A 21,370-nucleotide genomic window follows, 5' to 3' on the forward strand; every position below is an offset into this window, starting at 1 on the left:
CATGTGTGGCATCGCAGGCACCTATCGGTGGCCGGACGGGAAGGTCGTGACCGACCGGCTCACCGACACCCTGGCCCACCGCGGACCCGACGGGGCCGGCCGTTACGGCCACCCCGTCGGTGACGGCGAAGTGCAGCTCGGGCACCGCCGTCTTTCCATCATCGACCTGTCCGAGACCGGCGCCCAGCCGATGGTCTCGGACGGCCTCGCCCTGACCTACAACGGCGAGCTGTACAACGCACCCGAACTGCGCGCCGAACTGGAGGCCGGCGGGGCGCGCTTCCGCGGCACCTCCGACACCGAGGTGCTCCTTGAGGCCTGGCGGCGCTGGGGCACGGACTGCCTGCCCCGGCTTCGCGGCATGTTCGCGTTCGGGATCTTCGACGAGCGCACCGGCGAACTGGTGCTCGCCCGGGACCAGTTGGGCATCAAACCGCTGTTCCTGCTGCGGCGCGGCGGGGGCCTGGTGTTCGCCTCGGAGCTCAAGGCGCTCGCCACCGCCACCGGCGGAAAGCTGGAAGTGGACAACGCGGCGCTGGTGGCCTCGCTGCTCTACTACTGGGTGCCGGACTCGCGCTGCGCATACCGGGAGGCGGAGAAGCTCCCGCCGGGCAGCTGGATCAGATTCCGGCCCGACGGAGGGGTGGAGCGGGGCCGGTACTGGAACCTGAAGGACGTCGCCGCCGAGGGCCGCGAGCGGGCCCGCAGCGGCGAACAGCCGGACCTGGCCGCCATTGTCGAGGAGTCGACCAAGCGACACCTCATGTCCGACGTGCCCGTGGCGACCTTCCTCTCCGGCGGCCTCGACTCCAGCTACCTGACCGCCATCGCGGCCCGCCAACAGCCGGGGATCTCCGCCTACACCATCGGATTCCGCGCCGAGGACGCCAAGTTCGAGGCGATGCCGGACGATCTGCGCTACGCCCGGCAGGTCGCCCAGCGCTACGGCGTCGACCTGCACGAGATCGAGATCGCGCCGAACGTCCTTGACCTGCTGCCGCAGATGACGTACTCCCTGGACGAGCCGATCGGTGACCCCGCCGCGATCAACACGTACCTGATCTGCCAGGCCGCCCGCGAGGCCGGCGTCAAGGTGATGCTCTCGGGGATGGGCGCCGACGAACTGTTCGCCGGATACCGCAAGCACCTGGCCAACCTGATCGCACTGCGCTACCAGCGCGTGCCCCGGCCGCTGCGCCGCGGCGTGTCCGCGGCCGTGGACCGGCTCCCGGTCGCCACGTCCCGGCGCGGGTTGCGCTCGGTGCGCTTCGCCAAACGGTTCCTGTCCTTCGCCGAGCTGCCGGAGGAGACCGCGTTCCGGCGCAGCTACACCATGTACGACCAGGAGGAGCTGCTCGCGCTGCTCAACCCGGACCTGGCCCCGGCGGTCGACGACGTGCTGACCGAGCACGCGGACATCTACGAGGACAACGACCTCGACGACTTCGTCAACCGTATGTGCCTGGCCGACGCCCGGATGTTCCTGCCGGGTCTCAACCTCGCGTACACCGACCGGTCGAGCATGGCCGCGTCGACCGAGGTGCGTGTCCCCTACGTCGACGTCGAGGTGGTCAAGGCGGCGTTCGCCTTCCCCGGCGACCGCAAGATCGTCGGACGGCAGAGCAAGGCCGTGCTCAAGGAGGCGGCCACCTCGATCCTGCCGAAGGAGATCGTCCACCGGCCCAAGGGCCTGTTCAGCGCCCCACTGCGGGCCTGGATGAGCCGGGACCTGGCACCGCTCGTGCGCGAGGTGATCAACGACGGGGAGCTGGTCAGGTCCGGGTTCCTGCGCCGGGACGCGTTGCGGCGGCTTGCCGCCGAGGACGCCGCCGGGCACAGCGACCACTCCAAGCATCTGTGGCACGTACTGACTCTCGAGTACTGGTATCGAGACGCGACCTCTGGGTCCGACAAGAGCACTTCGGTCAACGGATGAGGAATTCAGAGGAGTTCGCGTGAAGCAAGTTGTTCAGAACTACAAGAGCGGCGAGTTGGCGGTGCTCGACGTGCCGGTGCCCGGGTGCAAGCCCGGCGGCGTGCTCGTGCGCACCGGCTACTCGCTGATCTCCACCGGGACCGAGCTGATGAAGGTGTCAGAGGCCGGCATGTCGATGCTGGGCAAGGCCCGCTCACGGCCCGACCAGGTCGGCAAGGTCATGCAGAGCGTGGCCACCAATGGCCTGCCCGCCACCTACCGCAAGGTGATGGGCAAGCTCGACTCCTACACGCCGCTCGGCTACTCGCTGTGCGGGACCGTTGAGCAGGTCGGCGCGGGCGTCGACGATGTGAAGGTCGGCGACCTCGTGGCGTGCGCCGGCAACGAGCACGCGCTGCACGCCGAGCTGAACTGGGTGCCGAAGAACCTCTACGCGCGTGTGCCGGACGGCCTCGCACCCCGGCACGCCGCCTTCGGTACCGTCGGCTCGATCGCCCTGCAGGGCGTCCGCCAGGGCGAGCCGCAGCTGGGCGAGTCGGCCCTCGTCATCGGCCTCGGCCTGATCGGCCAGCTGGTCGTGCAGCTCCTCGCCGCCGCGGGCGTCCGCGTCGTCGGCGTCGACCCCGACCCGGCGCGCTGCGAACTCGCCGAGGGGAGCGGCGCCGAGACCTGCGGCCACCCGGAGTCCGCGGCCGTGGTGGCGGCCGTCGCGGAACTGACCGACGGCCACGGCGTGGACCAGGTGTATCTGGCGGCAGGCGGCTCCAGCAACGGGCCCGTCGAGCTGGCCGCCAAGCTGTGCCGGGACCGCGGCCGCGTCGTCGACATCGGCAAGTGCCGCCTCGATCTGCCCTGGAACGCGTATTACGAGAAGGAACTCGACGTCCGCTTCTCCCGCTCCTACGGCCCCGGACGCTACGACCCCTCGTACGAGCTGGAGGGGCGCGACTACCCGATCGGCTACGTGCGCTGGACCGAGCGCCGCAACCTGGCGTGCTTCCTCGATCTGCTCGCGCGCGGCAGCGTCGACGTGGAGCCGCTGATCACCCACGTCGCCGACTTCGACGACGCCGTCGAGACGTACCAGCGCCTGAAGGACGGCGAACTCAAGGCCATCACCGCACTGTTCCGCTACCCGGAGCCGACGGTGGAGACCGAGGCGCCCGCGGTGACCGTGCCCGCTGTGAGCGCCAGGACGGGTCCTGTGCGGGCCGCCAGGACGCCGGTGCGCCTCGCGTTCGTCGGCGCGGGCAACTACGCGACGTCGATGCTCCTGCCGCACCTGACGGGACGCGAGGGCGTCGAGCTGGCGACCGTCGTCACCACGACGGCCCTGTCCGCGGCCAACGCGCAGCGCAAGTTCGGCTTCGCCGATGCGACCACCGACCTCGACGCCGTGCTCGGCGACAAGTCCATCGACGCGGTCTTCGTGGTCACCCGGCACAGCTCGCACGCCGACCTGACCCGGCAGGCCCTGCTCGCGGGCAAGTCCGTGTTCGTGGAGAAGCCGCTCGCGCTCAGCGAGGACGAGCTGGCGGGCGTCCTCGCGACGGTGGAGGAATCCGGCAACGACCGCCTCCAGGTGGGCTTCAACCGCCGCTTCTCACCACTGCTGCGCGAGGCCAAGCAGCGCTTCGGAGCCCGCTCAGGACCGGCGCACCTGCGCTACCTGGTCAACGCGGGCCGGCTCGACCACGGCAGCTGGTACCTCCGGCAGGGCACCGAGGGCTCCCGGTTCGCCGGCGAGGGCGGCCACTTCATCGACACGGCCAGCTGGCTGCTCGACGCCGACCCGGTCTCGGTGTACGCGACCGCCACGTCAGGCAACGAGGACCTCCAGGTGGTGCTGCGCTACCCGGACGGCTCCACCGCCACCATCGCCTACGTCACCACAGGGCCCGCTGCCTTCCCGAAGGAGACGCTCGACCTGGTCGCGGACGGCAGGGCCCTGCGGCTCGACGACTTCGTGCGCGCGTCGGTGTTCGGGAGCAAGCGATGGGTCAGCTCGCGGCTCCCCAAAGCCCGCGACAAGGGGCAGAACGCCGAACTGGCCTCGTTCATCCGGGCCGTGCGGACCGGCGGCCCGATGCCCGTACCGCTGGAGTCGCTCGTCGCCACGACGGCGGCCACCCTCGCCGTGCAGGCGGGCCTGGCCGGCGGCGCGCCCGTCACCCTGGCGGGGCCGCGATGACGATGAGCGCGGGCTGGTACCTGCGGCGCCTGTCCCGGATGGGGCCGCAGGAGGTCGCGGGCCGGGCGGTCGACGCGGCGCGCAGGCGGCGCTGGCGCTCCGCGCGGCCCACCTCCCCGCGCGTGACCGGCGCCCGGTTCACCTCGGTGCTGCCCTCAGGGGCGCTCGCCGCCGTGCCGCCGGACGCCGCGAAGCGCCTCGTCGCGGAGGCGGACCGGCTGATGTACGGGCACGCCGAGTTCTTCGGCGTGGTCCGCGACGACATGGTCGACCCGGACTGGTGGTACGACCCGAAGACCGGCCGCCGGGCCCCCTTCGGCTACGCCTTCGGCGTGCCGTACCGCGACGAGGACGTGGTCGGCGACATCAAGCAGATCTGGGAGCCGTCCCGCCACCAGTACCTCACGCGGCTCGCCGCCGCCTACGCGCTCACCGGCGACGACCGGTACGCCGAGCGCGTGGCCGAGCACCTGCGCTCGTGGTGGGCGGCCAACCCGCCGCTGCGCGGCGTGCACTGGATCAGCGGCATCGAGCTGGGCATCCGGCTGCTCTCCTGGGTGTGGATCCGCCGGCTGCTCGACGGCTGGCCGGGCGTCCTCGACCTGTTCGAGGACAACCCGGTGGCGGTGCACCAGATCTGGCACCACCAGCGCTGGCTCGCCGCCTTCCCCAGCCGGGGTTCCTCGGCGAACAACCACGTCATCGCCGAGGCCGCCGGGCAGTTCGCGGCGTCCTGCGCGTTCAACTGGTTCCCGTCGTCGGAGCGTTGGCGGTCGGGCGCACTCAAGTCGCTGGAGCGGCACCTGCGCAGCAACACCTTCCACTCCGGTCTCAACCGCGAACTGGCCACCGAATACCACGGCCTCGTACTGGAGTTGGGCCTGGCGGCGCTCGCCGAGGCGGACGCGGCCGGAGTGCCGCTGCCCCCGACCGTACGGATCGTGCTGCTGCGGATGACCGACGCGCTCGCGGCCGTCGTCGACAAGCGGCTGCGACCGCCCCGGCAGGGGGACGCGGACGACGGACACGGCCTGATGGTGGACGGCGCGGGCACCGACCGCTGGGGCTCCCTCCTCGCCACCGGGGACGCCGTGTTCGGCCGCCTCGACTGGTGGCCGCAGGTACCCTCCACCGATGTACGGACTCCGCTGCTCGCCGCGCTGATCAAGCCCGCCGCACCCGCGGTACGGCGCCCGGCGGGCCGGCCGACGCACTTCGCGGACGCGGGGCTCACCATCCTGCGCGGTCAAGGAGAGACGGGCGAGATCTGGTGCCGCTGCGACGGCGGACCGCACGGCTTCCTGTCCATCGCCGCGCACGCCCACGCGGACGCGCTGTCCGTCGAGGTCCGGCACGACGGGGTCGACGTGCTGGCCGACCCGGGGACGTACTGCTACCACGGCCAGCCCGAGTGGCGGCGCTACTTCCGGTCGACCATCGGCCACAACACCCTGGAACTGGACGGCGCCGACCAGTCCGAATCCGGCGGCCCGTTCCTGTGGGTCCGCCGCGCGCGCACCCAGGTCCTGGAGGCGGGCCCGGACCGCTGGCGCGCCGAACACGACGGCTACCGGCCCTCCGCGCACCGCCGCCGGGTCGAACTGGACACAGTGAGCGAGGCGTTGACGGTCGTCGACGAGGTGACCGGTCCGCGCCGCGACCTGCGCCTGGCGTTCCACCTCGGACCGGAGGTCACCGCCGAACTGTCGGGCAACCGGGCCCTGCTGACCTGGACGCGCGACGGCGAGGACCGCTCGGCCGAACTCGCCCTGCCCGAGCGGCTGTCCTGGCAGGCACACCGCGGCGAGACCGCGCCGCCACTGGGTTGGTACTCCGCCGGATTCGGCCGCAAGGAACCCACCACCACGCTGATCGGCAGCGGATCCGCCGATGGCGCGGGGGAGTTCACCAGCGTGCTCAGGTTCCTGGGCTGAGGGGGGAGGGGAGACGTGGGTATCAAGTGGCGGCACTGGGCATGGCCGGCGGCACCGCTGGCGCTCGTCCTGTTGGCGGCGACGGGCTGTACGAGTTCGACGGACGCCGGGGCCAAGGCGACCGCATCGCCATCGAAGTCGGGGTCCAAGGCCGCCGTGGCCCGCGTCTGCGACAAACCGTCGGGCGGCCCGAAGAAGGCACCGAAGGGCGCGGTCACCGTCGACCCCAAGAAGGTCAACGACCTGACCGAGCAGACCAAGAGCCATCCGGCGGGCACCACGTTCTGGCTGCGCCCCGGCAAACACCGGCTCGAGTCGGCGCGCTACGCCCAGGTCATCCCCAAGAAGGGGAACCGCTACATCGGCGCGCCCGGTGCGGTGCTGGACGGCCGGAAGGTCAACCAGTACGCGTTCGGCGGCCATGCCGGCGGCGTCGTCATCCGCTCTCTGACGGTGGAGCGCTTCGTCCCGCAGCAGAACGAGGGCGTCGTCAACCCCGGCTCGGCCGACGGCTGGGTGATCGAGCACGCGACGATCCAGCGCAACGCGGGCGCCGGGATGATGACCGGCGACCGCCAGAAGATCCGCTCCAACTGCCTGCGCGACAACGGGCAGTACGGGGTGAACGGCTACAAGGACGGTGACACGGCCCGCGGCCTCGTGATCGAGGACAACGAGGTCGTCGGCAACAACACCGACGACTGGGAGAAGAAGCAGCCTGGCTGCGGCTGCACCGCGGGCATGAAGTTCTGGGCCGTCAAGGGCGCCGACATCCGCGGCAACTGGGTGCACGACAACCGCGGAGTCGGCGTGTGGGCCGACAACAACAACAACGACTTCCTCATCGAGAACAACCTGATCGAGGAGAACGACGGCGCCGCGGTGATGTACGAGACCAGCTACAACGCGGTCATCCGGAACAACACGATCCGGCGCAACAACTGGATCAGCGGCGGCAAGCCGGCCGAGCGCGGCGACAGCTTCCCGTACGGGACCATCTACGTCTCCGAGGCGGGCGGCGAACCACGGGTCAAGGCCCGCACCGACAAGCTCGAGATCTACGGGAACCTGATGGAGAACAACTGGAACGGCATCACCCTGTGGGAGAACGCCAACCGGTTCTGCAACAGCCCGGCCAACACCTCGACCGGTGAGTGCACGCTGCTGGTGAAGGACGTCAAGCGCTGCGCCCGGCCGGCGATCGCGAAGGCACCGCTCTATGACGACTGCCGGTGGAAGACCCAGCGGGTCGACATCCACGACAACCGTTTCGTCCTCGACACCTCCGTCGTCAAGTGCACGGAGGACAGGTGCGGCCGCATGGGGATCCTGTCCCTCTACGGCACGTATCCGAAGTGGTCGCCCTACAAGGGCACGCGGGTCGCGAAGGCGATCGCCCAAAAGCAGGACAACCGCTGGCACGACAACGTCTACCGCGGACCGTGGAGCTTCGTCGTCGAGGACATGAGCCGTGTCGTCGACCGCGGGGACTGGCAGGAGGCGCCGTACAAGCAGGACGCGGGCAGCACCTTCGGCCGGAAGGCGGGCGGTTGAGATGGCGGAACGGGACAGGCTCACCACACGGGACAGGCTCGCCACACCGAAGGCCGTCGGTATCGTCTGGCTGCTGCTCGGCATCAACACGATGGGCTCCGCCGGAGCGAAGACCATCATCCCGCTGCCGCGCTCCGTCATCCAGCTGGTCACCATGGGCTCGCTGGTAGCCGCCTTCGCACTGGCGCTCGCGCTCAACACGCGACTGCGGATCCGGCCCAGCGCCTTCGTGCTCCTGCTGACCCTGCTGCTCGTGCCCAGCGTGATCTCCAGCCTGGGGATCGGCCCCGGCGGCCTGTTCCGCTGCTGCCGCCTCGCGCTGTTCATCGGCACTCTGTGGCTGCTGAGCTGCTGGTGGGACGGCAGCCTGACCTTCGTCCGCTACCACATCCGGATGTACTTCGGGATCCTGGTGACGGTGGTCGCGGGCCTGGCCATCTCCCCGGGCGCCGCCATGCCCGAGCTGTACGGCGGACGGCTCGTCGGCGCGCTGTGGCCGCTGACCCCGCCGCAGATCGGCCAGTACACGGCGGTGATCATCGGGCTCACCGTGCTGCTGCTCGTCGGCCGCCGGATCGACAGGACGAGCGCGGCGGTGGTCATCGTCCCGTGCCTCGTGCTGCTCGCGCTCACCCACACCCGGACGGCCACGGTCGGACTGCTCGCCGGGCTCGCGGTCGCGATCTGCTCGCTGCTGCTGACCAGCGCCGCCGCCCGCCGCTTCTTCGGCTGGTCGGTGCTGGTGGTGACGGTGGCCGGGGTGGGCTTCGCCGGCGCGGTCCAGGCGTGGTTCCTGCGCGGCCAGAACAAGGAGTACTTCACCAGCCTCACCGGCCGGGCCAAGGTCTGGGATGCGCTCCTGGCGGCGCCCCGGACGGGCGCCGAGCAGCTCTTCGGCACGGGCCTCGGTGACAAGTCGTTCGGCGGGCTGCCGATCGACAACAGCTGGCTGGCCGTCTACAACGAACAGGGCCTGATCGGTGTCACCCTCGTCGCGTCCGTCCTCCTCGTCCTCCTGGCCGTCGCACTGCTGCGGCCACCGTCGCTGCAGCGGGCCTGCGCGATCTTCCTGATCAGCTACGTCGTGCTCTCGTCGTACACCGAGGCGGGCCTGGGCGACGCCTCGCCGTATCTGCTGCATCTCGCCCTGGCAGCCACGCTGTTGGCCGCGCCCGCCGATTCCGCACCGCTCCCGACGCCCACGGAGCCCCGACGACGTATCCCGCGCTGGGCCCGGGAACGGGAGGTGAGCTGACCATGCACATTTTGGTGGTGCACAACTACTACTCCTCGGGTCAGCCGAGTGGCGAGAACCGGGTCGTCGACGAGGAGGTGGGTCTGCTGCGCGCGGCAGGCCACCGCGTCGAGGTGTTCGAGCGGCGCAGCGACGACATCGCCGGCCGGTCGCTGCTCGGCAAGGTCGCGGTGCCGCTGCTCGTGCCGTGGAACCCGGCGGCACGCAAGGAGTTGGCCGCCAGGCTACGCGCGGAGCGCCCCGACGTGGTGCACGTCCACAACGTCTTCCCGCTGTTGTCGCCCGCGGTCCTCGCCGCCTGCGCCGACGCCGGGGTGCCCGTCGTCGCCACGCTGCACAACTACTACCAGGTGTGCCCGCCGGGCACGCTGCAGCGGGACGGCCGGCTGTGCACCGACTGCGTCGGCTCGAAGCTGCCGCTGCCCGCGGTTCGGCACGGCTGCTACCGGAACTCCCGCCTCGCGACGGTGCCGCTCGCGGTCAACCTGTCCGTCAACCGGCAGCGGTGGTGGTCGGGCGTCGACCGGTTCTTCTGCATCTCCGCGGCGCAGCGCGACGTCCTGGTGCGCTCCGGCATGCCGGCCGGGCTGCTGACCGTGAAGCACAACTTCGTACCCGATCCGGGTGTCGGCAGGGACGGGGACGGTGAGCAGCTGCTCTACCTCGGCCGCCTCGCGGAGGCCAAGGGCGTGCGGGTGCTCATGGCCGCCTGGGACATCATCGCCGCGGAGGGCGGGGTCGGCGTGCCGCTCGTGCTGGCCGGCGCGGGACCGCTGGAGCGGGAGGTGTCCGCCTGGGCGCAGGGCCGGGACGACGTGCGCTACGTCGGCCTGCTCGACCCGGACGAGGTCCGCAAGGCCATCGCCCGGTCGGTCGCCGTGGTGGCGCCCTCGCTGGCCCCGGAGACGTTCGGCCTGGTGGTCGCGGAGGCGATGGCGGCGGGGGTCCCGGCCGTCGCCGCCGGTCACGGGGCCTTCGTTGAACTCGTCGAGGACGGGGAGACGGGGCTGCTGCACCGGCCGGGCGAGCGCACCTCGCTCGCGTCCTGTCTGCGCAGGATCACGGCCGAACCGGCCGCCAACCGGGAGATGGGCCGCGCGGCCCGGCGCCGCTACGAGCAGGGCTTCAGCCCGGCCGTCGGGCTCGCGCGCCTGGAAGAGGAGTACCGCTCCGCGATCGCGGGCCGGTCTGAACAAGGCAACACATGGGGGACGGAATCAATGGGGGGCAGCAAATGACACAGTGCCGACTCTGTGGCTCGGCGACGCTGGCGAGCGTCGTCGATCTGGGGGCGACACCGCCGTGCGAGAGCTTTCTCGCCGCGGACCAACTGGACGCGCCCGAGCCGGCGTTCCCGCTGCACCTGCGGGTCTGCACGGACTGCTGGCTGGCACAGATACCGCCGCTGATCACGCCGGAGGAGACGTTCAAGGAGTACGCGTACTTCTCGTCGTTCTCGACGTCCTGGGTGGAGCACGCGCGCACGTACGTCGCCGACGCGGTGAAGCGTGCGGGCCTCGGCCCCGACGCCTTCGTGGTCGAGGTCGCGAGCAACGACGGCTACCTGCTCAAGCACGTGGTGGACCGGGGGATCCGCTGCCTGGGCATCGAGCCGTCGTTGAACGTCGGCGCGGTGGCGCGGGACGGGGGCGTGCCCACGCTCACGGAGTTCCTCTCGCCCGAGACCGGCGCGGCGGTCCGCGCCGAGCACGGCCCGGCGAACCTGGTCGCGGCGAACAACGTGTACGCGCACATCCCCGACGTCGTCGGCTTCACCCAGGGGCTGCGCGCCCTGGTCGCCGACGACGGCTGGGTCTCCATCGAGGTGCAGCACCTGCTGACCCTGATCGAGGAGAACCAGTACGACACGATCTACCACGAGCACTTCCAGTACTACACGGTCGCCTCCGCGATCCGCGCGCTCGCCAGTGGCGGACTCGCCCTCGTGGACGTCGAGTTGCTGCCCACCCACGGCGGCTCGATCCGGCTGTGGGCGCGCCCCGCCGAGGTGGCGGGCGAGCCCTCGCAGCGCGTCGCCGACGTGCTGGCCCGCGAGAAGGCGGCCGGGCTCCAGGAGCTGTCCGGGTACACGGAGTTCTCCGCCCGGGTCGCCAAGGTCCGCCGCGACCTCTTGAAGTTCCTCATCACGGCGGCCGAGCAGGGTAAGTCGGTCGTCGGCTACGGCGCTCCGGGCAAGGGCAACACGCTGCTCAACCACTGCGGCATCCGCCCCGACCTGCTCGCCTACACGGTCGACCGCAACCCGTACAAGCACGGCCGGTTCACCCCGGGCACCCGCATCCCGATCCTGCCGCCCGAGCGGATCGCCGAGGACAAGCCGGACTACGTCCTGGTCCTCCCGTGGAACCTGCGGGCCGAGCTGACCGAGCAGCTGTCGTTCGTGGGGGACTGGGGCGGCCGTCTCGTCTTTCCCATTCCGGAACTGAGCATTGTCGAGGTGCGGTCATGAAGGTCGTTCTGTTCTGCGGCGGCTACGGGATGCGGATGCGCAGCGGCGCCACCGACGACGTGCCCAAGCCCATGGCGATGGTCGGCCCCAGGCCCCTGATCTGGCACGTCATGCGCTACTACGCGCACTACGGGCACAAGGAGTTCATCCTGTGCCTCGGCTACGGGGCGCACCACATCAAGGACTTCTTCCTCAACTACGAGGAGACGACGTCCAACGACTTCGTGCTGCGCAAGGGGCGGACGGAGCTGCTGTCGAACGACATCTCCGACTGGACGATCACGTTCGCGCAGACCGGCATCGAGTCACCGATCGGCGAGCGGCTCCGCCGGGTGCGTCACCACCTGGACGGCGACGAGATGTTCCTCGCCAACTATGCCGACGTGCTCACCGACGCCCCGCTCGACGAGATGGTCGACCGGTTCGCGGTGCGCGACGCCGGTGCTTCGATGATGGTGGTCCCGCCGCAGTCCTCGTTCCACTGCGTGGACCTCGGCGAGGACGGCCTGGTCGGCGGCATCACCGCGGTCAGCGACATGCCGCTGTGGGAGAACGGCGGGTACTTCGTGCTCCGCCAGGAGGTCTTCGACCACATACCGGAGGGCGGGGACCTGGTCGCCGACGGCTGCGCCCAACTCGCCAAGCAGGGACGCCTCGTGGCACACCAGCACCGCGGCTTCTGGAAGCCCACCGACACCGTCAAGGAACGGGCCGCGCTCGACGCCGGCTACGCGCGCGGTGACCGCCCGTGGGCCGTATGGGAGCGCGACGAGGCCGGGGTGGGCGCGTGATCCGGCTCGGAGCCGGCCGCCCGGAGCGGATCGTCGCGGTGGGCGCCCACTGCGACGACATCGCCATCGGAGCCGGCGGCACCCTCCTCGCGCTGTGCCGGGCCCGGCCGGGCCTGCGCGTCGACGCGCTGGTCCTGACCGGCGGCGGCACCGACCGCGAGCAGGAGGAGCGGGCCGCGCTCGCCGCCTTCTGCCCGGACGCCGACCTGCGCCTGACCGTGCACAAGCTGCCCGACGGGCGGCTGCCCGCGCACTGGGAGGAGGCCAAGTCCGCCGTCGAGGAACTGCGCCTGCAGTCCGACCCGGACCTCGTCCTCGCCCCGCGCGCGGACGACGCGCACCAGGACCACCGCGGCCTCGCCCAGCTGATCCCCACCGCCTTCCGCGACCACCTCGTGCTCGGCTACGAGATCGTCAAGTGGGACGGCGACCTCGGCCGGATGTCCGCCTACCAGCCGCTGGCACCGGAGATCGCCGAGGAGAAGGTACGGCTGCTGCAGGAGCACTACGCCTCGCAGCGGCACCGTCCCTGGTACGACCGCGAGGCCTTCCTCGGCCTCGCCCGGATCCGCGGCATCGAATGCCACGAGCGCTACGCCGAAGCGTTCGCCGTCACCAAACTCACGCTCGACCTGGGCGCTCCCGCACCGGGCGCTCTCACTCTGGGGGATTGAACCTTGCGCGTACTACTGACCGGACACCAGGGCTACCTGGGCACCGTGATGGCCCCGGTCCTGCGGGCCGCCGGACACGACGTCGTCGGCCTCGACTCCGGCCTGTTCGCCGACTGCGTCCTCGGCCCGGCACCCGACGACCCGCAGGGGCACCGCGTCGACCTGCGCGACGTCACCGCCGAGCACGTGGCAGGGGTGGACGCCGTGATCCACCTCGCGGCGCTCTCCAACGACCCGCTCGGCTCCCTCGCACCGGAACTCACCTACGACATCAACCACCACGCCTCCGTCAAACTGGCCCGTCTCGCCCGCGAGGCCGGGGTCAAGCGCTTCCTGTACGCCTCCACGTGCTCGGTGTACGGCGCGGCCGGCGGCGGCGAACTCGTCGGCGAGGACGCCCCGTTGCGGCCCGTCACGCCCTACGCCGAGTCCAAGGTGCGCGTCGAGGACGACCTGCACGCGCTCGCCGACGACGACTTCACCCCGGTGTACATGCGCAACGCCACCGCCTTCGGCTACTCGCCCCGGCTGCGCGCCGACATCGTGCTGAACAACCTCGTGGGCCACGCGTTGCTCTCCGGCGAGGTACTCGTCCTCTCCGACGGCACGCCGTGGCGCCCGCTGGTGCACGCCGTCGACATCACCCGCGCCTTCACGGCGGCGCTGACCGCGCCCCGCGAGGCGGTGCACGACCGGGCGTTCAACATCGGCAGCGAGACCAACAACGTCACCGTCGCCGAGATCGCCGAACAGGTCGCCGAGGCGGTGACCGGCGCCAAGGTGCGCATCACCGGGGAGAACGGCGCCGACCCGCGCTCCTACCGGGTGGACTTCGCCCGCTTCCGCGGTGCGATACCCGGCTTCGACTGCGAGTGGACGGTTCTGCGCGGCGCACTCGAACTCGCAGAGGCCTACCGGAAGTTCGGCCTCACCAAGGACGAGTTCGACAACCGCTTCACCCGCCTCGCTGTACTGCGCGCGGCGTCCGAGGCCGGCGCCGTCGACGACACCCTGCGGTGGCGTCCGTGACCACGCAGTCGAAAAGAGGAGTGGGCGAGGAGATGCACGAGCTGGTGGAGCGGATGTACCCGCTCTGCCGGAGCATCACCGGCGACGGTGTGCGCGCCACCCTGGACATCGTCGGCGAGTACATTCCCCTCGACGTGCACGAGGTGCCCACCGGAACCCAGGTCCTCGACTGGACGGTGCCGCAGGAGTGGAACATCCGCGACGCGTATATCGCCGACGCGTCCGGACGGCGCGTCGTCGACTTCGCCGAGTCCAGCCTGCACGTACTCGGCTACAGCGTCCCGGTGTCGGCGACGCTGCCGCTGTCCGAGCTGCGCGCCCACCTGCACACGCTGCCGGACCAGCCGAACCTGGTGCCCTACCGCACCAGTTACTACAAGCCGGACTGGGGGTTCTGCCTCGCCCAGGAGACCCTGGACGCCCTGCCGGACGGCGAGTACGAGGTGTGCGTCGACTCCACGCTGGAGGACGGCCACCTCACCTACGCCGAGCACGTCGTACCGGGCCGGGTTCCCGACGAGGTGATCGTCTCCTGTCACGTGTGCCACCCATCGCTCGCCAATGACAACCTGGCGGGCATCGCCGTGGCCACATACCTGGCCCGCGCGCTGGCGGAACACCAGCCGTACTACACCTACCGGTTCATCTTCGCGCCCGGCACCATCGGCGCGATCACCTGGCTCGCCCGCAACAAGGAGCGGATCGGCCGGGTCAAGCACGGGCTCGTGCTGGCCTGTGCGGGAGACCGGGGGGCATTGACGTACAAGCGGAGCAGGCGCGGCGACGCCGAGATCGACCGCGTGCTGACGCACACGCTGTCGACATCCCAACGCCCGCACGAGACAAAGGAGTTCACGCCCTACGGGTACGACGAGCGGCAGTACTGCTCGCCCGGATTCGACCTCGGCGTGGGCTCGCTGACCCGTACCCCGTACGCCGGCTATCCCGAGTACCACACCTCCGCGGACGACCTGGACTTCGTCTCCCCGGAGGCGATGGCGGACACCCTCGCCGTGTGCCGCGAGGCGTTCGCCGTCCTGGACCGCAACCGGCGCTATCTCAACCAAAGCCCTTACGGGGAGCCCCAGTTGGGGCGGCGTGGGTTGTACGACGCGCTCGGCGGGCGCAGTGACACCAAGCAGGCCCAGATGGCGATGCTCTGGGTGCTGAACCTCTCCGACGGCGAGCACAGTCTGCTCGACATCGCCGAGCGGTCCGGGCTGGCGTTCAGCGCAGTCGCCGACGCGGCCGACGCCCTGGGCGCCGCGGGGCTGATCAAGGCGTGACGTCGATGACCACGGAGGAGGAGCAGACGAAGACTTCCGCCAGGCGCGCCCTCGCCGGCCGGCTGTCCTGGGGCCTCGCCGACCAGGCGGCCTCCAGCGTGTCCAACTTCGCGGTGGGCATCTACGTGGCGCGCTCGCTGGGCGTGACCGCGTTCGGCGTGTTCAGCCTGGCCTGGGTGACGTACGGCGTGGTGCTCAACGTCTCCCGCGGCCTGGGCACCGACCCGCTCATGGTGCGCTTCAGCGCGGTGCCGGAGGCGGCCTGGCGCGGGGCGGTGGCCCGGTGCTCGGGCACCGCGCTCGGCGTCGGGATCGCCCTCGGAGGGGCGTCCGTGGTGTTCGGCCTCGCCCTCGGCGGCCGGTTGGGTTCCGCCTTCGCCTGCCTCGGCGTCGTCCTGCCCGGACTGCTGCTCCAGGACTCCTGGCGGTTCGCCTTCTTCGCGGCGGGCGCCGGGCGCAAGGCATTCGTCAACGACATCGTGTGGTGCGTCGCGCTGATCCCCGCCCTGGTGGTGGCGGCCCGCGTGGGCGGCGTGCCCGGCTTCGTGCTCGCCTGGGGCGGATCCGCCGCGGTCGCCGCCGCGTACGGCTGCTTCCAGTCCGGCATCCTGCCCCGGCTCACCGGAGCGCGCGCGTGGCTGCGCGAGCACCGCGACCTCGGCACCCGCTACCTCGTCGAGAACGTCAGCAACAGCGGCGGCAGTCAACTGCGGGCCTACGGGCTCGGCGTGATCGTCGGCGTCGGCGCGGTCGGCGTCGTCCGCGGCGCCGAACTGCTGCTCGGCCCGTTCATGGCCGTCCTGATGGGGCTCTCGCTGGTCACTGTCGCGGAAGCGGCGAGGGTATTGCGGCGGGCACCGCACCGCCTCGGCACGTTCTGCCTGCTGCTCGGCGGCGGGCAGGCCGTCGCGGCGCTGCTGTGGGGCGGCGCACTGCTCCTGGTGCCCGACCGGGCCGGCGAGTTGCTGCTCGGCGACGTATGGAGCGCCGCCTCGCAGCTCATCGTGCCGGTCACCCTCGGCGTCGCGGGCGCGGGCCTCGGCACCGGCGCCGCCGCCGGGCTGCGCGCGCTCGGCGCGGCCCGGCTCAGCCTGCGCTCCCAACTGTTCGCCTCCGCCTGCTACGTCGGCGGCGGACTCGGCGGCGCGGCCGCGGGCGGCACGGTCGGCTCCGCCTGGGGTGTCGCCGCGGCGACCGTCACCGGCTCCGCCGTGTGGTGGCTGCACCTGCGGTACGCCCTGCGCGAGCACCACCACAACCCCACCCCCGAAGCGAGGACCACATGAGCGCCCACCCCCGACTGAGTATCGGCCTGCCCGTCTACAACGGCGAGGAGTACCTGGCCGAGTCCCTCGACGCGCTGCTCGGCCAGACCTACGAGGACTTCGAGCTGGTCATCACCGACAACGCCTCGACCGACGGGACCGAGGACATCTGCCGCCGGTACGCGGAGCAGGACGCGCGCATCCGCTACATCCGGCTGCCCCGCAACATCGGCGCCGCCCCGAACCACAACTACGTGTTCACCCAGTGCCACGGCGAGCTCTTCAAGTGGGCATCGCACGACGACCTCTACGCCCGTGACCTGCTGCGCCGCTGCGTACTGGCCCTCGACGAGCACCCCGACGTCATCCTCGCCCATGCCGATCAGGCCGTCATCGACGAGGGCGGCAAGGTCAAGGTCCCCTACGCGTACACGCTCAACACGGACTCGCCGCGTGCGCCCGAACGCTTCCGCAGCATGCTGTTCGAGCCCGGCGGCGACGACTTCTACGGCGTGATCCGGGCCGACGTACTGCGCAAGGTGAAGCCGCACGACAGCTACCACCACGCCGACCGCACCTTCGTCGCCGAGATCGGTCTGCACGGGCCCTTCCACCAAGTCCCCGAACTGCTGTACTTCCGCCGCGACCACCCCACCCGCGCCGAGCGGGCCAACCCGTCCAAGCGCTCCCGCTGCGTCAACCTCGACCCGCGCAGGGCCGGACCGCTGCACCCGACACCCCGGCTGCTCGCCGAGTACGTCCTGGGCTTCGTCTCTGCGATCCGGCGGGCCCCGCTGTCCTCGGCCGAACGGGCGGAGTGCTACCGGCACTTGGCCGCCTGGGCCACCAGCCGCGCCCGGCCCGGCGCCGGTGAGCGGGTCGAGGACCGGGCGCCGGTCGACCCCGCCCAGCTCGACTTCTCCCTGGACGAGCTCGTCGCGGGCCGCGCGGAGCGGCGCCCATGAAGACCGGACCACGCGTCGGAGTGTTCGGCCTGCTCGGCTCCGGCAACCTCGGCAACGACGGCTCGCTCGAAGCCGTCCTCGGCTACCTGCGCGCCGAGCACCCGGACGCGCCCGTGGACGCGCTGTGCGGCGGACCCGACGTGGTCACCGCCCGGTACGGGATCCCCGCGACGCGGCTGCACTGGAACCGCGGCGAGTACCGGACCGCGTCGCGCGCAGGCGCGGCGGCGACCAAGGGGCTCGGCAAACTCGTCGACATCGTCCGCACCGCCGCCTGGGTGCGCCGGCACGACGTGGTGATCGTGCCGGGCATGGGCGTCCTGGAGGCCACGCTGCCGCTGCGGCCGTGGGGCTTCCCGTACTCGCTGTTCCTGCTCTGCGCGAGCGGCCGGCTGTTCGGTACGAAGGTCGCGCTGGTCAGCGTCGGCGCCGCCGAGATCCGGGTGCGGCCGACCCGGGTCCTGGTCCGCTGGTCGGCCCGGCTCGCCGCCTACCGCTCGTACCGCGACACCCAGTCCCGCGACGCGATGCGGGCGATGGGAGTCGACACCGGGCGCGACGCGGTCTACCCGGACCTGGCGTTCGCCCTCCCGGTACCCGCGGCCACGGCGGCCGAGGGCACCGTCTGCGTCGGCGTCATGGACTTCCACGGCGGCAACGACGACCGGGCGCGGGCCGAGGAGATCCACCGGCGCTACCTCGAAGGGACGACCCGGGTCGTCCGGGCGCTCGTCGAGGACGGCAGGCGGGTCCGGCTGCTCACCGGTGACGACTGCGACGCGTCGGTGGTCGAAGCGATCCTCGACGCGGTCGACTCGCCACTGGTCACCGCCGCCGAGACGGCCTCCCTCGCCGACCTGATGAAGGAGACGGCGGCCGCCGACACCGTCATCGCCACCCGTTACCACAACCTGATCTGCGCCCTGAAGTCCGGCACACCCACCCTCGCCCTCACCTACGCGGCGAAGAGCGACGCGCTCATGGAGCGGATGGGCCTCGGGGCCTACTGCCACCCGGCGCGCGAGGTCGACGCCGACCGACTCATGGAACGGTTCCGGGAGTTGGAGAAGCACTCGGCGGAACTGCGCCAGACTCTCGCGGAGCGGAACGAGGCCGCCGCACAACAACTCACTCACCAGTTCAACGCGTTGACCGACACCCTGTTCCCGGCCACCGGCCGGGATCGCGCACCTCGGGGGAAACGATGAAACTGACCGAAGTCCCGGAAATCGCCGGGGCGTTCCTGCTCGAACCCACGCCGCACGCCGACGAACGCGGTTTCTTCTGCCGCACCTTCGACGCCGACGTGCTGCGCTCGGTCGGCCTCGACCCGGGCGCCTTCATCCAGGACAGCGTCTCCCGCTCGGTCCGCGGCGTGCTGCGCGGCATGCACCTGCGCGCCGGTGACGGCGAGGCCAAGCTGGTGCGGTGCTCGTACGGGAAGATCTTCGACGTCGTCGTGGACCTGCGGCCGGACTCGTCGACGTACCGCAACCGCGCCACGTTCGAGCTGTCCGGTGACACGCAGGTCACCCTCTACATCCCGGCGGGGTGCGCGCACGGTTTCCAGGCGCTGACCGAGACCGCCGACACCTCGTACCGCATCGACCGCGAGCACGACCCGTCCGAGGACGTGACGATCGCCTTCGACGACCCGGAGCTCGCCATTCCGTGGCCGCTGCCGGTCACCTCGATGTCCAAGCGGGACCGGGAGGCGCCGAGCCTTGCCGAAGTCCTGAAGCAGAAGGGAAGTTGAGGCCGGCGTGCCCATCGAGAACAACGCAACCATGTCCAACACGTCAGACACCGAAGAGTTCCAGCTGCCCCGGTCGCGGTCGGCCAACGAGCGGCTGCACGCCATGATCCCCGGCGGCGCGCACACCTACGCCAAGGGCGACGACCAGTACCCCGAACACCTCGCCCCGGTCATCAGCCACGGGCGCGGCGCCCATGTGTGGGACATCGACGGCAACCGCTACATCGAATACGGTTCCGGACTTCGCTCGGTGAGTCTCGGTCACGCCCACCCGCGCGTGACCGAGGCGGTGCGGCGGGAGATCGACCGCGGCGCCAACTTCGTCCGGCCGTCCATCGTGGAGGTCCAGGCCGCCGAACGTTTTCTGGCCACCGTGCCGACTGCCGACATGGTGAAGTTCGCGAAGAACGGCTCGGACGTCACCACCGCCGCGGTGCGCCTGGCGCGTGCCGTCACGGGGCGCCGCAGGGTCGCGATCTGCGCCGACCATCCGTTCTTCTCCACGGACGACTGGTTCATCGGCACCACGCCCATGGCGGCGGGCATCCCGACGGCGACCACTGACCTCACCGTGTCCTTCCCGTACGGGGATCTCGCCGCCACGGAGGCGCTCCTCACCCGCTACGCGGACGACGTCGCCTGCCTGATCCTCGAACCCGCCGCCCACAGCGAACCCCCGCCCGGCTACCTCGAAGGGCTGCGGGCCCTCGCCGACCGGCATGGCTGCGTACTGATCTTCGACGAGATGATCACCGGTATGCGCTGGTCGGAGGCGGGCGCCCAGGGCCTGTACGGCGTCGTGCCCGACCTCTCCACGTTCGGCAAGGCGCTGGGCAACGGGTTCGCCGTCTCCGCGCTGGCCGGGCGCCGGGAGCTGATGGAGTACGGCGGGCTGCGGCACTCCGGAGAACGGGTCTTCCTGCTCTCCACGACACACGGCGCGGAGACCCACTGCCTGGCGGCGGCGATGGCCGTCCAGAGCACCTACGTGGAAGAGGGCATCACCGCGCGCCTGCACACCCTGGGCGAGCGCCTGGCCGCAGGGGTGCGCGAGGCGGCGTCGAGCATGGGCGTCGGCGAACACGTCCTCGTCCGCGGCCGGGCCAGCAACCTGGTGTTCGCCACGCTCGACGAGAACGGGCAGCCCTCGCAGGAGTACCGGACCCTGTTCCTGCGCCGACTGCTGATGGGCGGCGTCCTCGCTCCGTCGTTCGTGGTGAGCAGCGCGCTCGGCGACGGCGACATCGACCGCACCGTCGACGTGGTGGCCGAGGCGTGCGCCGTGTACCGGAAGGCGGTCGACGCCGGTGACCCCACGCCGTGGCTGGCCGGACGGCCGGTGAAGCCGGTGTTCCGCCCCTTGGCGTGACGTCGGTGTTCCGCCGCTCGGTGTGATGTCAGCGGCGAGCTGGTCGACCGGCGTCCGCCACCCGGTCGACCAGCCACGCGGTCGCGGGCACCACCGCGAGCGCGGTGCACCAGCCGCCGACCGCGTCCGTCGGATAGTGCGCGCTCAGGGCGACCTCCGCCCACCCCATGACGGCGCCCGCGGCCAGCGCCGCGCCGAACACGAGCGCCGCACCGGCCGCTCTGCCGAGCCCGAGCCGCCCGACCGCGACCAGCGCCACCACCAGGGCGAGCGCGGTGAGGAAGGCCGTGTGCCCGCTCGGATAGGACAGGTTCCCCGGACCGTGGATGGTGCGCCCCACCACCGACTTGACGACCGTCCCCGTCCCCACGGTCAGCGCGACCGCGGCCACCACCAGCACCGCCGCGCGCGGACGGCGCAGCAGCAGACACCACGCCACGGCGGCGGCGACCAGCACCGCCGCGCCCATGGGTTCCCCCAGGAAGTCGACGGCCAGGGCGACGCCGCGCCACGGCGGCCGCACACTGTCGTCCGTCGGCAGGACGAACCACCGGTCCACCCGGGCGGACTCGCTGTGCCCGGCGTACATGACCCCGATCGCGACGACCACGAGCGCCGAGAGCGCCGCGACCAGCCCGAGCCAGACGCGCAGCGGGCCGGGCAGCACCACAGGAGGCTCGGGAGCGGTCTCGCCGCCATGGCCACGCCCCGGCCCCGCTTCAGTCAGGTGATCCAACGCGATCCCCCCGTCGTGTCCCACCCACCTTTCGGCGACCCTATCCGCCCGGTGCACGAGGCACCTCTTCAACTCGGCAAGTAGGTACCGGAGTTGAATCGGGGGAGTGCGGGGGCGTCGGTGTGCGGGATGAAGCGTGACCGGCGGTCCGTGCTAGCG

Annotated in this window: 17 protein-coding genes; 16 read left to right on the forward strand and 1 reads right to left on the reverse strand. The window is 71.4% G+C overall.

Annotated features, from left to right (window positions below):
• Window position 1 precedes the first annotated feature (1 nt).
• Genes asnB through ACIRHA_RS08100 form a run of 16 tightly spaced genes read left to right on the forward strand, consistent with a single transcriptional unit; the run spans window position 2 to window position 20,475 of the window.
• On the forward strand, window positions 2-1,936 hold the full coding sequence (asnB, locus tag ACIRHA_RS08025) for an asparagine synthase (glutamine-hydrolyzing) (RefSeq protein WP_403841272.1): 1,935 nt from the start codon (window positions 2-4) through the stop codon (window positions 1,934-1,936).
• A gap of 19 nt (window positions 1,937-1,955) precedes the next feature.
• Window positions 1,956-4,127 carry a bi-domain-containing oxidoreductase gene (locus tag ACIRHA_RS08030; RefSeq protein WP_403841274.1) on the forward strand — a complete coding sequence of 724 codons (2,172 nt, stop codon included), beginning with the start codon at window positions 1,956-1,958 and terminating at the stop codon, window positions 4,125-4,127.
• Window positions 4,124-6,061 carry an alginate lyase family protein gene (locus ACIRHA_RS08035; RefSeq protein ID WP_403841276.1) on the forward strand — a complete coding sequence of 646 codons (1,938 nt, stop codon included), beginning with the start codon at window positions 4,124-4,126 and terminating at the stop codon, window positions 6,059-6,061. The genes ACIRHA_RS08030 and ACIRHA_RS08035 overlap by 4 nt, the downstream gene beginning before the upstream one ends.
• A gap of 15 nt (window positions 6,062-6,076) precedes the next feature.
• A complete protein-coding gene (locus ACIRHA_RS08040) occupies window positions 6,077-7,615 on the forward strand; it encodes a right-handed parallel beta-helix repeat-containing protein (protein ID WP_403841279.1) in 1,539 nt (512 codons plus the stop codon).
• 1 nt (window position 7,616) lies between these two features.
• Window positions 7,617-8,870, forward strand: coding sequence for an O-antigen ligase domain-containing protein (locus ACIRHA_RS08045; RefSeq protein WP_403841281.1), 1,254 nt, complete (start codon window positions 7,617-7,619; stop codon window positions 8,868-8,870).
• Between the two features lie 2 nt (window positions 8,871-8,872).
• Window positions 8,873-10,108 carry a glycosyltransferase gene (locus ACIRHA_RS08050; RefSeq protein ID WP_403841284.1) on the forward strand — a complete coding sequence of 412 codons (1,236 nt, stop codon included), beginning with the start codon at window positions 8,873-8,875 and terminating at the stop codon, window positions 10,106-10,108.
• Entirely contained in the window at window positions 10,105-11,340 is a 1,236-nt protein-coding gene (locus ACIRHA_RS08055; RefSeq protein ID WP_403841286.1) for a class I SAM-dependent methyltransferase, read from the forward strand. Before ACIRHA_RS08050 ends, ACIRHA_RS08055 begins: the two co-directional genes overlap by 4 nt.
• Window positions 11,337-12,131, forward strand: coding sequence for a glucose-1-phosphate cytidylyltransferase (locus ACIRHA_RS08060; RefSeq protein ID WP_403841288.1), 795 nt, complete (start codon window positions 11,337-11,339; stop codon window positions 12,129-12,131). The genes ACIRHA_RS08055 and ACIRHA_RS08060 overlap by 4 nt, the downstream gene beginning before the upstream one ends.
• The gene (locus ACIRHA_RS08065) at window positions 12,128-12,805 is read left to right on the forward strand and encodes a PIG-L deacetylase family protein (RefSeq protein WP_403841290.1); all 678 of its coding nucleotides are present in this window, start codon (window positions 12,128-12,130) and stop codon (window positions 12,803-12,805) included. Before ACIRHA_RS08060 ends, ACIRHA_RS08065 begins: the two co-directional genes overlap by 4 nt.
• A gap of 3 nt (window positions 12,806-12,808) precedes the next feature.
• Complete coding sequence (locus tag ACIRHA_RS08070; protein ID WP_403841293.1) at window positions 12,809-13,834, forward strand: NAD-dependent epimerase/dehydratase family protein; 1,026 nt, start codon at window positions 12,809-12,811, stop codon at window positions 13,832-13,834.
• A gap of 32 nt (window positions 13,835-13,866) precedes the next feature.
• A complete protein-coding gene (locus tag ACIRHA_RS08075; protein ID WP_403842189.1) occupies window positions 13,867-15,120 on the forward strand; it encodes a DUF4910 domain-containing protein in 1,254 nt (417 codons plus the stop codon).
• A 5-nt stretch (window positions 15,121-15,125) separates the two neighbouring features.
• Entirely contained in the window at window positions 15,126-16,406 is a 1,281-nt protein-coding gene (locus ACIRHA_RS08080; protein WP_403841295.1) for a hypothetical protein, read from the forward strand.
• Entirely contained in the window at window positions 16,403-17,350 is a 948-nt protein-coding gene (locus ACIRHA_RS08085) for a glycosyltransferase family 2 protein (RefSeq protein WP_403841297.1), read from the forward strand. The genes ACIRHA_RS08080 and ACIRHA_RS08085 overlap by 4 nt, the downstream gene beginning before the upstream one ends.
• Complete coding sequence (locus ACIRHA_RS08090; protein ID WP_403841299.1) at window positions 17,347-18,558, forward strand: polysaccharide pyruvyl transferase family protein; 1,212 nt, start codon at window positions 17,347-17,349, stop codon at window positions 18,556-18,558. Before ACIRHA_RS08085 ends, ACIRHA_RS08090 begins: the two co-directional genes overlap by 4 nt.
• Window positions 18,555-19,106, forward strand: coding sequence for a dTDP-4-dehydrorhamnose 3,5-epimerase (gene rfbC, locus ACIRHA_RS08095; RefSeq protein WP_403841301.1), 552 nt, complete (start codon window positions 18,555-18,557; stop codon window positions 19,104-19,106). Before ACIRHA_RS08090 ends, rfbC begins: the two co-directional genes overlap by 4 nt.
• A gap of 31 nt (window positions 19,107-19,137) precedes the next feature.
• Window positions 19,138-20,475 carry a glutamate-1-semialdehyde 2,1-aminomutase gene (locus ACIRHA_RS08100; RefSeq protein WP_403841304.1) on the forward strand — a complete coding sequence of 446 codons (1,338 nt, stop codon included), beginning with the start codon at window positions 19,138-19,140 and terminating at the stop codon, window positions 20,473-20,475.
• A 28-nt stretch (window positions 20,476-20,503) separates the two neighbouring features.
• Here ACIRHA_RS08100 and ACIRHA_RS08105 read toward each other — a convergent pair whose 3' ends face one another.
• The gene (locus ACIRHA_RS08105; protein WP_403842192.1) at window positions 20,504-21,202 is read right to left on the reverse strand and encodes a phosphatase PAP2 family protein; all 699 of its coding nucleotides are present in this window, start codon (window positions 21,200-21,202) and stop codon (window positions 20,504-20,506) included.
• Between the last annotated feature and the right edge of the window lie 168 nt (window positions 21,203-21,370).

The sequence above is a fragment of the Streptomyces sp. NPDC102360 genome (assembly GCF_044766085.1).
Lineage (GTDB): Bacteria > Actinomycetota > Actinomycetes > Streptomycetales > Streptomycetaceae > Streptomyces.

Coding starts and splice junctions, on each gene's coding strand:
- asnB (WP_403841272.1), top strand. CDS start 2: ATGTGTGGCATCGCAGGCACCTATCGGTGGCCGGACGGGAAGGTCGTG.
- ACIRHA_RS08035 (WP_403841276.1), top strand. CDS start 4,124: ATGACGATGAGCGCGGGCTGGTACCTGCGGCGCCTGTCCCGGATGGGG.
- ACIRHA_RS08045 (WP_403841281.1), top strand. CDS start 7,617: ATGGCGGAACGGGACAGGCTCACCACACGGGACAGGCTCGCCACACCG.
- ACIRHA_RS08050 (WP_403841284.1), top strand. CDS start 8,873: ATGCACATTTTGGTGGTGCACAACTACTACTCCTCGGGTCAGCCGAGT.
- ACIRHA_RS08055 (WP_403841286.1), top strand. CDS start 10,105: ATGACACAGTGCCGACTCTGTGGCTCGGCGACGCTGGCGAGCGTCGTC.
- ACIRHA_RS08060 (WP_403841288.1), top strand. CDS start 11,337: ATGAAGGTCGTTCTGTTCTGCGGCGGCTACGGGATGCGGATGCGCAGC.
- ACIRHA_RS08075 (WP_403842189.1), top strand. CDS start 13,867: ATGCACGAGCTGGTGGAGCGGATGTACCCGCTCTGCCGGAGCATCACC.
- ACIRHA_RS08080 (WP_403841295.1), top strand. CDS start 15,126: ATGACCACGGAGGAGGAGCAGACGAAGACTTCCGCCAGGCGCGCCCTC.
- ACIRHA_RS08085 (WP_403841297.1), top strand. CDS start 16,403: ATGAGCGCCCACCCCCGACTGAGTATCGGCCTGCCCGTCTACAACGGC.
- ACIRHA_RS08090 (WP_403841299.1), top strand. CDS start 17,347: ATGAAGACCGGACCACGCGTCGGAGTGTTCGGCCTGCTCGGCTCCGGC.
- rfbC (WP_403841301.1), top strand. CDS start 18,555: ATGAAACTGACCGAAGTCCCGGAAATCGCCGGGGCGTTCCTGCTCGAA.
- ACIRHA_RS08100 (WP_403841304.1), top strand. CDS start 19,138: ATGTCCAACACGTCAGACACCGAAGAGTTCCAGCTGCCCCGGTCGCGG.